A 15,873-nucleotide genomic window follows, 5' to 3' on the forward strand; every position below is an offset into this window, starting at 1 on the left:
GTAGTTCATAGCCTATATGAATATTAGAAATATTCTTTGGAGGGTAAAGCATTTTACGTTTTTTTTTTACTTCCTTCTCCAAGTGGAAAAAATTATAAATGGTTAAATGATTTGTATTTTTTTTTAAAAAATAAGTGCAAAAAAACGTCGGTTCCTAAAAATATTTATCGGTTTTGGAAATGTAATAACACTAAAATTTCATTTCAAGACCCAGGCTCATATGGTAAAATAGTTAGAAGCAAGGTTAAAGAAATTTTCAGAAGAACATCTAAATCCTCAAAACAAGCATGTAAATTAGCCCATATAGCACGATTCATTCAAGCAAAAGAAATTCTCGAACTGGGAACAGGTTTTGGAACTACTTCTCTTGTTCTTAAGCTTGTAAATCCTCATAGCAAAGTCATTACTGTAGAAGGTGTGAAAGAAATTGCCAATATGGCTAAAGAAACTTTCAGTATGATCGGAGTTGAAATAGAACTATTACCCATGAATTTTACAGATGCTTTAAGAAAATTTGAGGATGAAAAACGTGTTTTTAATTTCATATTTCTTGATGGTCATCATGAACCTTGCTCGTCGGAAATGTACATTAACCATCTTTTACCACACATGTCGAGCAAATCTATTTTGATCATTGATGATATTTTCTATAATAAAGCCATGAATTCATGGTGGATGTCTTTCTTTCCTGATGCTTTCTCAATCAAAATTACCACATGGGATGCTGGGATACTCATTAAAAACCCAGACTTTAAAAAAAAGGAATATTTTACATGGAAAATTTTATTGTAGCTGCAACCTTTTAACAACATTTACAGTATAAATAAAAAAAGTTGGAAGTTATAAAAAACATATTATTTTTGTAGTAAATTCAGGGAAAATGGGAAAATATATATTATTCGCAGGCATGATGATGTTGATGTTTACTGCTTATGGACAAGATCCTCATTTCTCTCAATACTATGCTAATCCTTTGTATTTAAATCCTGCACTTGCTGGGGCTCCTATCTGTCCTCGGCTTGTGATGAATTTCCGAAATCAATGGCCTTCCATTAGTGGACAATATGTAACTTACAATGCAAGTTTTGATATGCATATTGATGCTATTTCTGGTGGTGTAGGGGTTTTGGTTAATGTAGACAGAGCAGGGGAAGGCGCTTTAAGTACTACTATGGCAAGTGGAATTTATTCATATAGGTTAAATCTTAATGATAAATTTTCCCTAAAAACTGGAATACAGGCAACTTTCTTGCAAAAATCACTGGATTGGACAAAACTCACTTTTCCCGATCAGATTGATCCAAGGCATGGTTTTGTTTATAATACCAACGAAACTTATCCTGAAGAATTGACAAAGACCATTGCAGATTTTTCTGCAGGCATGGTACTTTATAGTGATAGATTTTATTTCGGGTTTGCTTCACATCACCTTACAACTCCCAACGAAGGTTTTATCAGTGTATCCGAGATGCCTATTAAGTGGACATTACATACAGGAGCTATCATCAGCATTGAAGGAACACCAGCCCGCAAAAGAACGATCGAAGAAACATCCATCTCACCCAACTTGCTTTTCATGAAGCAAGGAAAATTTGAGCAATTAAATTATGGATTCTATTTCAACAAATATCCATTTGTTGCTGGTTTGTGGTTCAGACATAATTTTGACAATCCTGACGCCGTTATTTTACTAATAGGCTTTCTTAACCCCAGTTTTCGAGTCGGCTATAGTTATGATCTAACCGTATCTAAATTAACTAATGCAACAGGTGGTGCTCATGAATTTTCATTAACACTACAATTTCCTTGTCCTCCCAAAATTAAACGAATTCGTGCAATACAATGTCCATCATTTTAATGAAATTTTAAAAAACATCATATGACAAGAAAAGTTTTTCAATTAGGGCAATTGCTAGTTTTGATGGCAACAGTTTTTTTGCTATCCGGATGCTATAAGGAACGTTCCCGAACAACTGCTTGGTTTTATAATACTTCCAAATGGGGTGGTTTTGAAGTAGTTCCCTATGAAGAACAAGAAACCGGACCTGGCTTGGTTCTTATTGAAGGTGGAACTTTTGTAATGGGACGTACCGAACAGGATGTAGTTTTTCAATGGAATAACGTTCCAAGAAGGGTAACCGTATCCTCTTTTTACATGGATATGGCTGAAATAGCTAACGTGGATTATCGCGAATATATATACTGGCTATCTAGAGTTTTTGGCACAGATTATCCTCAGGTAGTTAAAGAAGCATTACCCGACACTCTCGTATGGCGTTCAAGGCTGGCTTACAATGAGCCTTATGTCGAATATTACTTCAGACATCCGGCCTATCAATATTACCCTGTTGTAGGCGTAAGTTGGACAAAAGCCACGCGCTATGCAGAATGGAGAACAGACCGTGTCAACGAGTATATTCTAATCCGTGAAGGTATTCTAAAAGTCGACCCAAACCAAACAGGTGAAGAAAACTTTAATACCGATGCATATCTTGCAGGTCAGTATGAAGGAATGGTAAAAAATGATCTTTATGATTTAAATCCCAGTGGAAGTGGAACTCGTAAAGTTCGTATGGAAGATGGTATTTTACTACCCAAATATCGCCTTCCTACTGAAGCTGAGTGGGAATTTGCTGCACTTGGTTTGATTGGCAATACTATTTTCGAACGTGTTATTGAAAGAAGAATTTATCCATGGAACGGGCATATACTGCGAACCGATTACCAAAAAAACATGGGTGATTTTGTAGTTAACTTCAAGCGGGGTAGAGGCGATAATATGGGTGTTGCAGGATATCTTAATGATGCAGCAGACATTACTGCTCCTGTTTATTCATACTGGCCCAATGATTATGGTTTGTACAACATGGGTGGAAATGTGTCTGAATGGGTTATGGATGTTTATCGCCCTCTTTCATTTGAAGATGTTGATGATTTCAGGCCTTTCCGTGGTAATCAGTTTATGACTAAAGTAACCGACGAAGAAGGTGCTATAGCAGAAAAAGATTCTTTGGGCCGTATTCGTTGGCGCCCTGTCACTCCTGAAGAATCTGCTGGGCGCAGAAATTATAGGTATTCTGACAATAGAGATTATTTAGATGGTGATTTTGTTTCCTCCATCTACTTTGACAATGAAGAAATGGCTGCAGAAGAAAATAAAAACCGCCTTATGTACGAATACGGAAGAACTTCTATGATTAACAATAATGCTCGTGTTTACAAAGGTGGTTCATGGAAAGATAGAGCTTATTGGGTCAGTCCTGGAACTCGTCGCTTCCTCGACCAAGACCTTGCAACCGATTATATTGGATTTAGATGTGCAATGACACGAGTAGGTAGTCCCGTTGGTCTTGGAAGAGGAACTGGAGGTAGACGTTAAAAAATTATGTAATAAATTCTTAATTTTAATCCCGCTCATATGCGGGATTTTTTAATTTTAGGACCATGAAGAATTTATATGAAGCTTTTCTCAAAAGTAAAGGTATTCAAACCGACACCAGAAGGCTCAAAAAGGGTGAAATTTTTATTGCTCTCAAAGGACAAAATTTTGACGCTAACACCTTAGTAGATGAAGCTTTACAAAAAGGTGCTGTTAAAGTGATTACATCCAATCCCACATTTTCTCATCATCCTGACTGTTTTTTTGTAAAAGATACTCTTGCTACTCTCCAGGATCTGGCAAATTATCACAGAAAGCAATTTAACCTCCCAATCATAGGAATTACTGGTACCAATGGCAAAACAACAACCAAAGAACTCATAGCTCACGTGCTTAGCCAAAAATACAAGTGTCTCTATACAACCTCAAACTTGAACAATCATATTGGTGTACCTCTCACATTATTACAACTCTCAAACATACATGAAATAGCTGTTATAGAAATGGGAGCAAATCATCCAGGTGATATAGCACAACTTTGTGAAATTGCCGAACCCACCTACGGTATTATTACAAACATCGGTAAAGCTCATCTGGAAGGATTTCTGACTTATGAGAATATTATTAAAACTAAGAATGAACTTTATCAATACATTAAAAATACCGATGGTACAGTTTTCGTCAATCAAGATGATGAGCTCCTCGTTTCTATTTCCACATCAATTAGTAAAAAAATTTATTACTCCATCTCAACTTTTCAAGTTCATATTCATGATAGATTTCCCCTAGTCTTTACATGGTCCTTCGAAAACAAATCGTATTTCTTAAAATCTAATTTCTTCGGAGAATATAATCTTCCCAACTTTCTTGCAGCTATCTGTGTGGGACTATATTTCAATATACCACCAGATACGATTAATAAAGCCTTGTCCGACTACGTTCCTCAAAACATGCGATCTCAAATAATCAAAACTTCTAACAATACTGTTATTTTAGACGCATACAATGCTAATCCTACATCGTTGCACAAGGTTTTAACTGAATTTCTGAATCAAGAAACACCCCTGCAAAGAGGACTCATTTTAGGTGAAATGCTCGAACTTGGAGAATACACAGCTGACGAACATGCTAAAATACTTAATTTTCTTGCACATCACGTGAAACAACATCAAAATATTCAACTTGTTATATTAGTTGGTAATAGCTTTTATCAATTCAAAGACGCATTTCCTTCGTTTATTTTTTTCCCAACTGCGGGAGAAGCTCATACATATTTAGAACAAAATCCTCCTTACCAATATCTTTTATTAATTAAGGGAAGTCGAGGAAATAAACTGGAAAATCTCATTCCTTTATTATGAAAAAATATATGGTCTTAGGTGTGATGTCTGGATCTTCTATGGATGGAATAGATATGGCTTTATGTGAGTTTGAATTAAAAAAAAATCAATGGACGTATAAAATAATCCATACCCAAACCACTCCCTATTCATGTAGCGAAATGGAACTACTTAAAAGCATGCATCACCTTCCTTCTGATAGATTCATAGAAGCAGATAGGCAAATAAGCAAAATTTACGCTGAAAAAATTATCGATTTTTTATCCACATACCGAACCACGCCCCAACTAATTGGTTTCCATGGTCATACTGTCTTTCATAACCCTTTTCGTGGTTACACTTATCAAGCAGGTCACGGTGGTATTATTGCTTCTTTAACTAGAATACCCGTTGTCAGTGATTTCCGTTCTCAAGATGTTGCTTTGGGAGGAGAGGGAGCACCTTTGGTTCCCCTAGGAGACGAAATTTTTTTTTCTGAATACGATGCTGTATTAAATCTTGGAGGAATTGCTAATGTTTCTTTCAAAGAAGGAGGTGTTCGCAAAGGTTTTGATATAGTGCCTGTTAACCAGGTCTTTAATTATTTGGCTAATTATAAAGGTCTCCCTTACGATTTCGATGGCAAATTGGCGCAAAGCGGTATCCTTATTCCTGAACTACTTATAGACATCTTAAAAATTAACAAGTTAAAGAACGAATCTTTGGGAAGGGAATTTGTCGAATCATTCTGGATTCCTTTATTAACAAAATATACAAATATTGCCCCTATAGAAAATATTTTACGAACAGTTGCAGAGGCAATAGCCGAAATTTTGAGCCAGAAGTTAAAAAATTTTAGAAATATTTTAGTTACTGGTGGTGGAGCATATAATTTATTTTTGATTAAACTCATTCAAGAAAAAATACCTAAAACACAGATTTTCATACCAAACGAACAAATCATTCAATTCAAGGAAGCGCTAATTTTTGCTTTTCTCGCCTTACTTAGATTCCTTAATAAGGAGAATACCTTAACTTCTGTAACAGGTGCAAATCGACCGTGCATAGCAGGTGCTCTTTGGATGCCATAAAAAAAGCCGCTTTCTAAGCGGCTTTTTCGCATTAATTGCAGTTTTTTTAATATTCCCACAAATCTTGTTCAAAATCGAAAATTTTGGCTTCAATTTCTTCACTCTTCAAGAGTGCATCTAACCCTGTCCAGGTTGGTGAAATATAGCGATCATAGACATTAGACGCTTTTATCACATAGCTACTGAAGAAACGTTTAAGAAAAAAGTCATCGTAACTCATACGCTGACCGTCATTAAATCGATTATACACTTCATATTTAGCAAGTATAGTACGTGCTTCCGGAAAATAAATCCAAAAATCCACTCTCGTTCCTTTCAAATTACCTTCTGCATCGTATTCTTCTCGTACAGGGCAAATTCCAAGAATTCGAACATCAAGTACGGACCGTTGCTTATCGAAAAACCAATCTTCTTTTATTCTAAACTGAATAACTGAAGCAGGATCATATTTCACTTCTATAACCGTATCAGGAAGAGGTTCATTAGTAATTGGGTGAGTACGACCTTTAATGGTATCCCATCGAACAAGTTTTTTCTTTAACTCAGCAGGAGATAGAGGGATCGTAAATTCGTCATTATCAGCACTATAGGCAGTTATTGTTCCTTCCTCCAAACCTTTAAGTAAAACCGAAATAAGGTTTATTCGATTATTGGTGGGTTTAGTTGGATAATAAAGAGGTTGATTAATTTTTTCACGCATATCAATTACCCTCCACACTCTTTCTGCCCAGAAAACATCAGCCTTTCTTAGCCATGGTAGGTTTACAGGTTTTCTATCTGGTGTATATTCTTTGTCCCATACTCTATCTGGTGGTATTTGGGCAACTAATATTTGCCCCACCAGGATCAATAAAAAAAATTGGGTGTATTTCATAACTTTTTCATTAATTCGTAATTCGTATTATAACTGAACCTAAATTTTTAGTTCCATCAGGACCTTTAGCAGTTATGTTGTCAAACCAAAAACGTTCACCCTTCTTAGCATTCTGTATTTTAGTTTTCATGTCAGATGTCATTTGATATCCTACTCCCTGAATATCAATCAGGTCTCCAGCTGGATTTTTGTAAGTAAAAGTATACGAAATCACATCATAACGTATATCAAAATCAAAATTTTCCATGACAGCAGTTACATAAGGAGAGGCCAATACTTCTGCTTTTGAATAATTTCCACCTGGCTTGCCAGCAATATAAGGTTTTGGAGTGGGTAATTTTTTAACTCTAAATTTTGCAACACCCATTTGCCTCACGGTTCCACTTCCTAATTCGGCAGAAACAGTGATTACAGATTCAGTTCCGCCTGAAACTCGTACGATATACTTGCCACTTCCCTGAGATATCATGCTTCCGTTAGAAATACTTACTCTTACCTTTTCATTCGGTACACCGGGAACTGACACTGAAACCGGATTATCAACTCCAATGTAAAAAACATTCATCTTTTCTGGAGATACTGTAGCAGATGGAGCAGCCACAAAATAAGAGGATCGGAAAGGATATTTCATCACTTGTCCATTCTTGCTGATGATCTCGATAATTCCGCCGTATTTTCTTTCTCCCAAACCCGCAGCTTGCACTTCATATATCCCATAACCATCTTTACCTTCAATTACTTGCTGATCACCAATTACTTGTAAGTTTACAGTATCAACATCAGACCCAATAATTATCTTTGGTTGTTGTCTCGAATCATATGCAGCAACAAAAATTTCTGCACGATATTTTTCACCCTGTAATACATAATTACTTTGGGCTATAACTTTTGCTCCAACCTTATCAAATGAAAATCCTTCAAGATCCACAGAAGCATAAAGCATCCCAACTACATCTGCTTCTGCATTACGCACCTCGAGAATCAATTTGTTGAGCAACACCACATTAGCAGCTAAAATAGTATGGTAAAAATTGGTAATTTGCCAACTGGCCGTTCTATCACCTTCTACAGTTGGAAATTCTTTTTCAACATTTAGTCCTAGGCTTACCCGATCCTTATACTTCCCCAAGAGTTCTTCCATCTTTTTCTTGAAGTTTATAATTGCAGTTTTTAGTTGAAAAACTTTACAATTACCTTCTCCTTTTACTTCATCACAACCTTTGAAAAAATAATGCGTTGGTGTATCATAATTATCCTTACTAGAGATTTCAGCTAAAAAAGGTTTATTACTTTTTAACATCTCTTCTTCCATTTTCTTCACCTCCTCCGGGGTCAGTCCTTCACATTCAGCAACCACTTCATATTTCATAGTCTCTATAAGTGCTACCAGTTTGTCAGCCTCTTGTTTCACTATTTTTGCCTTTTCATAAGCATCCCTCACTTTATCTGGCATTATAGCCATAGCTTGTTCAAAAGTTTTGTAGTTGGACTCTACCTTACCTTTGAAAATTCGATTAGTTTCCATGATGCTATCGTTCACTATGACAAACGCATTAAGTATATCTTTGGATACATTTAAGGCTAATAAAGCAGTTAAAACCAGATACATCATGGCTATCATTTTCTGGCGTGGCGTTTCAGGACAGTTTTTTGCTCCCATTGTTTTCTAACCTTTAATTTATGAACGATTAATATTCATGGCTGCCAGCATGTTACCATACACCGTATTAAGAGCTGCTAAGTTCCTTGTTAGCAAATTAGCTTGTTCTTTGTATGCATTAATTGCTCCCATTGTTTCTTCAATACTTTTTGTAAAAGCATCTACATTTTGAGAGAGAACTTTTGCCTTTTCAACCTGCTGTTGCACTTGCTGATTGTGAGACTCATAAATTGTATTTAAGGCCGAAAGATTTCTTATTACTTTGTCTAATTGTTCAGCAAATGCTGATGGATTTAGCTTAGAAAAATCAACAGCTTCTGTTGCCTTGGATAATACTTCAGCACTCACTTGATATTTCTGAGATAACAGTTGAGCAGATTGAGAAGCAGATTTTATGCTGCTGAGTAATTCATCGTTCGCAGAAATATCATGCTGAAAAGCTTTTGACAGATTGTTAAAAGACTGACCTGCAAGATTTAAATTCTCGACAGTCTTTTCAGCTGATTCATTGAGCTTCTCGCCAAGTTGAGAAGTTTTCTGAAAAGAAGCAGCAGTTTGCTGATAAACATTGGCCAAAGAACTCACACTTTCGCTTGCTTTGTTTAGATTTGCAACATAGTTATCAGTTGCAGAAACAGCACTAGCGATGCTAGATAATTTATTTGCATTATCACTAAGATTTCTCATACCATCAGCCAGTGATTGAACAAGCTCTGGTCCTATTTTTGCATCCTCCAACATTTTATCAAGTTTCTCAGAAATACTTTCCCCAGTTGCCTTTTTGGGCTGAGGCTTCCATCCTTCTTTTTCAGCTTCTTCTGGATGATAAAGTCCCCACAATTCTGGGTATACTAGACTCCAGTCAGGTTCAACATGTAATGGTTCAAAAGCTGATAGAAAAAAGATGATGGCTTCAGTGGTCATCCCAATAGTAAGCATTGTTCCAGCACCTGGCCAGTGCATAATTTTGAACAATGCTCCCAAAATAACAGCTGAAGCACCCCAGCCATAAACATAAGCCATCGTTCTTTTGAAACCTCTACTTTCAAAAATTCTGGTAAATTTACTCATATGGATTCTTCTTTAGAATTATGCCTGCGGTTTATCTGTACACATTGGATGAAAGAGGTCCATCCCCTTTCATACGACCTAAATAGGTTTGAACATTTCTAAACCCTATATAAGATTTGGCCGTATCTTGAAATTCATATGTTCTACTACTTACTTGCATGAAAAAGCCTATATCCTTCCACGAACCTCCTCTTACAACTTTTCTTTTCAAAACTTCGGGATCCGTATCCTTGGCTTCGTATTGATAATCCATATTTAAATCATGTGCAAACTGATAGGCTGACTCATCGAAAGCATTACTTGTCCATTCCGCAACGTTGCCAGCCATATCGTACAATCCATAATCGTTGGGAGCATAATGAGCTACTATCACTGTATGGAATCCACCGTCATCTGGATAATTACCACGCAAAGGCTTGTAGTTACCAAGGAAGCATCCATTAGAATTACGAATGTACGGGCCACCCCACGGATATGGACTTAAATCTAGCCCTCCACGAGCTGCCCACTCCCACTCACTCTCTGTTGGCAAGCGAAAATCATTAACAATCACCTGACCTATGTGAATCAGGTAAGAGTTCATATATTGAGTCCTCCAAATACTGAATGCTCTAGCCTGTTTCCAATTAATACCTACTACTGGATAATGATCATAAGCTGGATGCCAGAAATAATTCTTTGTCATAGGCTCATTAAAAGAGTAGGTAAAGTCATGTACCCAACACAAAGTATCAGGGTACACGTTGATGACATCCTGTCGAATATATACCGAACGATTTTTATATCCTTGAGGACGATTTATGAGTGAAGCTGGGTTTTCTTGATATTTTCTATCACTTTCCATGATTGGGTTTTGCATTTCTTTTTTGGCAGCTGCTTTGTAATCAATCCACCAATATCTAAAATTTAACTTTCTAGGATCTATTTCTTTTCTACGATAGAAGCGCTCATCCTCTGGCATATACAATTCCTCCAGAACCTGTCGTACTGTCTCATCATCTGAGTTCCAGTCAAGACGCTTTCGCCAATTTAGATATGGTTCATCAAATGTTTGACCAAATTGATCCTCAGTAATTAAATAATCCTCGATTTGCTCACCCAGCATTTTCCTTGCAATGGAATCTCTTACCCAATATACAAATTGCCTATATTCGTTGTTAGTAATTTCAGTTTCGTCCATATAAAATGCTTGCACAGAAACAGTTTTTGCTGTCTGTAATTGATTATATGGTACATCCTGATCATTCTGACCCATTACATAGCTACCTAGTGGAATGAAAACCATACCATAAGGATCTGGCTGAAAGAAAGGTTCACGTCCACGCACACCCACCAGATTTCCTTTGTCGCTTGTTGTACAAGAATACAACAAAAGGATTAAGGAAACTAGGGCCAGGAAATTTTCTTTTCTGGATTTCATAAATTTTAACTTAATTTTTTTGTTTTTACGTAACATTTTCAGAATTGTTTCATTAAAAACGTACATTTCTGTAGCTTTCAGGTATTTTTACCACTTTAATTTTAAAACAGTATTGTAAAAATACCTCATGACTACCACTACTTCTGCCATCCTTACCCATTTGACTTGTGGTCAAATCATAACTATATCCAACGCTAAGATTTTCCAAAAATTGACCTCCTAGATTAATTGCAATGGCATCCTGTACTCTATAACTTAAACCGCCCCAGAACTTTTCATTGTAAACAATGCCGGCGTGAATATCATACTGAGCAGAAGAAAAATCAGTTTTAACAAGCAAAGAAGGAGTAATAACAAAAGAAGGATTGGACGGTAATGCATATTCATAGCCACCAACAAAGTAATAATGTCTTTTTAGTTGTGGAGCAACATTGGAGCTAAAGGAGGCTTTGGATTGAAGTAGCTGAGAAGCTGAAAAACCGACATAAAACTTCTGTGGTATTCTGTAGTAAGCCCCCATGGCAATATCTGTAACCATAGAACTTTGAACCCCTTGTGCCGTCAGTAGAGGATCTCCATTATCTAATGGATTAAATTTTGAGAAATCAATCTTTTTATTTAAAAAACCAATCATTAAACCTATACCCAAATATCCACCCTGAAGTGGACGCCGATAAGCATAACCAAGTTTTACTCCAATGTTACTCTCATAGCCTAACTTATCATTGAACAAAAACAAACCTAAACCTCCTCTGATTGGATTTACATTAGAATGTAGTGAAAAAGTATATGTAACAGGATTAACAGCGTTGTCGTTTTCTTTAAAACCAACCCATTGATTTCTGTACATAGAACTAATGCAAATCTTTTCAAGACTACCTATATATCCAGGATTAAAAGAAAGTATGTTTGCCCAAAATTGAGTAAATTGCATTTCCTGCTGAGAATGACCTATCAATACATACAAGACTACGAACAAAACCGTTAAGGTTTTCTTAATATTCATAATTTTAAAATTTGACAATTAACAATAAGACTACTTGCAAAAATAATTTTTTTTTGAAAAACAAAAATAAAAATTTATTTTTTATAAAAGTTTCTGGTATGTTTTCCACCATCTAGCTGGAATTATATTATTGAGAGCTTCTTGATAATCATCGTACGTACAAGGAATCAGGAGATGTCTCTCCAAGTTAGGTTTGCTTTTAGATGAAAAAGGTACTTCCATCCACCATCGGTTGGAAATATTACTTTTGTAGAAAACAAACTCCGTTTTAAGTTCGCTATTAGCAACAATGTATTTTAAAAAACCTTCTTTATCAACATAGGGATTTTCATGTGGACGGTTATAGTAGCCATGAACAAAATACCACAACATTTGAGCAATTAATGAGTATGATACGCGTGTTAGTGTCTCATTATGAGATTGTGTCGAAATTACATCACCAAAAACAGCAAGAGCTGAAAGATTTTCGTTCATACCTGCAATTCTCATGATCTGACATATTTCTTCGCCCGTAAGGCCATTAGGAGATAAAAAAGTAGTAGCAGGAAAGTCAGCAAAACGAACAGAGTTAAGATCCACTGAGACAATATCTGATGAACGAATGACAGGTTCTACTTCATGAATAAGGTTCTGATGAATTTTTCCAACCCTTACCAAATCAAAATGCAATTTTTCAAATAAATCAAGTATTTGCTCCTGCACATAATAAGACTGGAATGCGAGTGCTGAAAAATTAAATAAATAATTCGGTTCCCTATTGATTAAATAAGTTACCCAATTAATTTCATCAACTTGATCTCTCTGATGATCAGCATCTATTAAGGCATCAATGGTAGCAATATTCACAATTTTTTTCATCTTTTCGTAAGCGTTATATATGCCAAGCATCTCGTGATGCTTAAAACCTAAATAAACAGGCAAAGCATGATTTGAAATACAATAAGACACAATTGTTGATAAAACTTCGCATGTATCCTCAAAAGTTTTTCCTTCGACAACATCTCCAATATCGATCAAGTTTACTTCAGTAAAATGAGAAATTAATGGATAAAAAAACAAACGTACGTTTTTTGAAAAAGAAAACTTATCATCGGAAGAACTAAGACCGAAAAATACTATGCTACCCTCCTTGATTTCAGGAAAACTTGATTTATTATCATATTTCAATACTTGTGAACCAATTTGATAAGGTAAATAATTTTTAGTCGTTAACCAATCTGGTATGGGGATTAAAAGATCTTCTAATTCCATTTACTTTTTCTTTTTAATGTTTTTTGATCTTTGCCGTTGGTTGTTTTTTGGATCCTCAGGCCCTTTAGTTTTTAAATATTCTTCCACAATTTTCTCCAAATCATGTTTGGACAATTTTTCAAAATCTTGAACATGTCGAAGAGGGATGTTATGTTGTTTGTATTTAATGTAAGGACCAAATTTACCTTTGACAATAAGAATATCTTTATCAAACTCTTTCAAAACTCGGATTCCTTCATTATGATTTTTTTCTATAATACGCTGAGCATCTAATAGCGTTAACTTAGTCGGGTCGATACCTGGCGGTATTGAAAAATACTTTCCATCGTAATGTATAAAATAACCATATTTGCTAGAACCTACTGTAACTTCACCTTTTTCCAATCTTCCTAGTTTTTTTGGAAACTCAAACAAAGATAGGGCTTCTTCCAATGTTATCTCTTCGACAGATTGATGCGCAAGCAAACTAGCAAATCTGGGTTTTTCCTCATCTGCAGCATCTCCAAGTTGAGCCATGGATCCATAAGGACCTACCTTCACGTAAACTTTTTTTCCTGTTTTAGGATCGATTCCTAATAAACGCTGTCCTTGAAATTTACCTGATAAATGCTCAACTTCGGATAATTTCCGACTAAACTGTTTATAAAACTCATCTACGACAACTTGCCATGTTGTTTTACCTTCAGCAACTTCGTCGAATTGCTGCTCGAGGCTAGCTGTGAAACCATAATCAACAATATCAGCAAAATAATGAGTTAAAAACTTATTGACGACAATTCCTAGATCTGTTGGAACTAGTTTATTTTTTTCACCTCCAAACTTTTCACTGATTATTTTTTTAGTGATTTCACTTCCCTCGAGTACAAAATGAATCACTTTTCTTGTTTGAGGAGGAAATGATTTTTTTTCTACATATTTCCTTTTCTGGATGGTTTCGATGATAGGAGCATAAGTACTTGGTCTGCCAATACCTAATTCTTCTAAGCTTTTTACAAGTTGGGCTTCGCTGTATCGGTAAGGAGGATGTGTGAATTTCTGTTCGGCTGTTATTTTCTCATAATTTAATAAATCGTTCAGAGAAAGAGAAGGCAAGTGAAATGAACCGTCCATTGAATCTTCATCTTCATGGCTTTCCTCGTACAAATGTAAAAAACCATCAAACACAATTATTTCCCCTTTGGCTATGAAGTAAAAATTCTGCAAAACAGGAGAAGATATATGAATAATTGTTCGCTTAAGTTTAGCTTCGGTCATCTGTGATGCCACGGCCCGTTTCCAAATAAGCTCATATAGTTTTTGTTGTTTTGTATTTCCTTCGATAGAAAGCCGGTCTATGTATGTAGGTCGAATTGCTTCGTGAGCTTCTTGTGCACCCTTGGTCTGAGTCTCAAACTGACGTGGTTTACTATAAACTTCACCAAATTTTGAAAACACAATTTTTTTTATTGCTTGAATAGCTAGATTCGATAAGTGAACACTATCCGTTCTCATATAGGTAATCCATCCTTCTTCATACAACTGCTGAGCAATGTACATGGTTTGAGAAACACTAAAACCAAGCTTACGAGATGCTTCCTGTTGTAAAGTAGATGTTGTAAAAGGAGGAGGAGGCACACGTAACCCTGGTTTTTCTTCAATATGAGAAACAAAAAAAGACGCATTTTTAAGATGCTCAAGCACCATCAAGGCTTCTTTTTCGGAATTGAATTTTTCGTTCAATTCTGCATGGAATTTCTTTCCATCAGCAGTAAGAAAAATTCCTGTTATTTTGAAAAATTCTTCTGGTTGAAAATGTCTAATTTGTTCTTCACGTTCAACTAACAGACGAACTGCTACCGACTGAACTCGGCCTGCACTAATAGCAGGTTTAACTTTTTTCCATAACAATGGTGAAAGTTTATAACCTACAAGCCTATCTATGACACGTCTAGCTTGTTGTGCATTGATCAAGTTAAAATTTAAAAAACGTGGATTAGCCACAGCCTCTAAGATGGCTGGTTTTGTGATTTCGTGAAAAACAATTCGCTTTGTCTTTTCAGCAGCTAATTGGAGAGTTTCGTATAAATGCCATGCAATGGCCTCGCCTTCACGGTCCTCATCCGTTGCTAGCCAAACGACATCAGATGTAGAAATACTTTTTTTGAGCTCTTCAATGATCTTTTTCTTTTCAGGTAGAATAACATATGTAGGTTTATAGTTGTTCTGAATATCAATGCTCAATTTATCTTTGGGGAGATCCCTAACATGACCATAACTTGATTTGACTTCAAATTCCTTTCCCAGAAAACGAGCTATAGTTTTAGCTTTCGCAGGAGATTCAACAATAACCAAATTTTTAGCCATTCAGTTAAATTTGTTGGCAAATAAAATAATTTTTGGAAAAATTTTGTCATTTAATTATGGAGGCAAGATCAGATGCAGATAAGAAAGGGTAAAGTGTACGAAGAAATAGCAGTTGACTATTTAAAGCAGAAAGGTTATATTATACGAGAAGTTAATTGGCGATGGAGAAACAAAGAAATTGATATCATAGCAGAAACAAAAGACTGGCTTATTATTGTCGAAGTAAAAGGGAGAACTAATTTGACATATGGTAAGCCTCATGAATTTATTAATGAAGCTAAAAAAAAGTTCCTTACTGAAGCTGCAGAAGCTTATATTAATCTAAATCAAATCTCTTTCAATATACGTTTTGATGCTATTTCCGTATACGAATGCAACAATCAATTTGTAGTCGAACATTTCGAAAATATTTTTATGCTGTAATAATTGAACGTTGTTATTTTATGAAAATATGCTAAA

General features: G+C 35.7%; 13 protein-coding genes. 6 read left to right on the top strand and 7 right to left on the bottom strand.

What is annotated here, in order from left to right; genetic code table 11:
* Positions 1 to 36: 36 nt before the first annotated feature.
* The 5 genes from N2Z72_06710 (at position 37) to N2Z72_06730 (ending at position 5,789) form a co-directional block, all read left to right on the top strand.
* A complete protein-coding gene (locus tag N2Z72_06710; GenBank protein ID MCX7697365.1) occupies positions 37 to 792 on the top strand; it encodes a class I SAM-dependent methyltransferase in 756 nt (251 codons plus the stop codon).
* A gap of 88 nt (positions 793 to 880) precedes the next feature.
* Positions 881 to 1,858, top strand: a complete 978-nt coding sequence (locus N2Z72_06715) for a type IX secretion system membrane protein PorP/SprF (GenBank protein ID MCX7697366.1) — start codon at positions 881 to 883, stop codon at positions 1,856 to 1,858.
* A gap of 21 nt (positions 1,859 to 1,879) precedes the next feature.
* Positions 1,880 to 3,379 carry an SUMF1/EgtB/PvdO family nonheme iron enzyme gene (locus N2Z72_06720; GenBank protein MCX7697367.1) on the top strand — a complete coding sequence of 500 codons (1,500 nt, stop codon included), beginning with the start codon at positions 1,880 to 1,882 and terminating at the stop codon, positions 3,377 to 3,379.
* Between the two features lie 65 nt (positions 3,380 to 3,444).
* Entirely contained in the window at positions 3,445 to 4,740 is a 1,296-nt protein-coding gene (locus N2Z72_06725) for a UDP-N-acetylmuramoyl-tripeptide--D-alanyl-D-alanine ligase (protein ID MCX7697368.1), read from the top strand.
* Positions 4,737 to 5,789: an anhydro-N-acetylmuramic acid kinase gene (locus tag N2Z72_06730; protein ID MCX7697369.1), complete on the top strand. Its 1,053-nt coding sequence runs from the start codon at positions 4,737 to 4,739 to the stop codon at positions 5,787 to 5,789. The genes N2Z72_06725 and N2Z72_06730 overlap by 4 nt, the downstream gene beginning before the upstream one ends.
* Before the next feature lie 46 nt (positions 5,790 to 5,835).
* On the opposite strand, the gene gldN is transcribed toward N2Z72_06730, so the two are convergent.
* The 7 genes from gldN to topA all read right to left on the bottom strand — a co-directional run bounded on the left by gldN (position 5,836) and on the right by topA (position 15,414).
* Complete coding sequence (gene gldN / locus N2Z72_06735) at positions 5,836 to 6,663, bottom strand: gliding motility protein GldN (protein ID MCX7697370.1); 828 nt, start codon at positions 6,661 to 6,663, stop codon at positions 5,836 to 5,838.
* Between the two features lie 10 nt (positions 6,664 to 6,673).
* A complete protein-coding gene (locus N2Z72_06740) occupies positions 6,674 to 8,323 on the bottom strand; it encodes a hypothetical protein (protein ID MCX7697371.1) in 1,650 nt (549 codons plus the stop codon).
* Positions 8,324 to 8,341: 18 nt separating this feature from the next.
* Positions 8,342 to 9,394: a gliding motility protein GldL gene (gene gldL / locus N2Z72_06745; protein MCX7697372.1), complete on the bottom strand. Its 1,053-nt coding sequence runs from the start codon at positions 9,392 to 9,394 to the stop codon at positions 8,342 to 8,344.
* A gap of 31 nt (positions 9,395 to 9,425) precedes the next feature.
* Positions 9,426 to 10,814, bottom strand: coding sequence for a formylglycine-generating enzyme family protein (locus tag N2Z72_06750; protein ID MCX7697373.1), 1,389 nt, complete (start codon positions 10,812 to 10,814; stop codon positions 9,426 to 9,428).
* 52 nt (positions 10,815 to 10,866) lie between these two features.
* Positions 10,867 to 11,820: a type IX secretion system membrane protein PorP/SprF gene (locus N2Z72_06755; GenBank protein MCX7697374.1), complete on the bottom strand. Its 954-nt coding sequence runs from the start codon at positions 11,818 to 11,820 to the stop codon at positions 10,867 to 10,869.
* An 81-nt stretch (positions 11,821 to 11,901) separates the two neighbouring features.
* Positions 11,902 to 13,071, bottom strand: a complete 1,170-nt coding sequence (locus N2Z72_06760; protein ID MCX7697375.1) for an arginase family protein — start codon at positions 13,069 to 13,071, stop codon at positions 11,902 to 11,904.
* A complete protein-coding gene (gene topA / locus N2Z72_06765; protein MCX7697376.1) occupies positions 13,072 to 15,414 on the bottom strand; it encodes a type I DNA topoisomerase in 2,343 nt (780 codons plus the stop codon). It lies immediately after the preceding gene.
* Positions 15,415 to 15,486: 72 nt separating this feature from the next.
* Here topA and N2Z72_06770 point away from each other — a divergent pair, with 72 nt between their 5' ends.
* Positions 15,487 to 15,837 (top strand): YraN family protein, encoded by a 351-nt coding sequence (locus tag N2Z72_06770; GenBank protein MCX7697377.1) that lies wholly within the window; start codon positions 15,487 to 15,489, stop codon positions 15,835 to 15,837.
* Positions 15,838 to 15,873 lie beyond the last annotated feature (36 nt).

This window comes from Bacteroidales bacterium (genome assembly GCA_026418905.1).
In the GTDB taxonomy this organism is placed as follows: domain Bacteria; phylum Bacteroidota; class Bacteroidia; order Bacteroidales; family DTU049; genus JAOAAK01.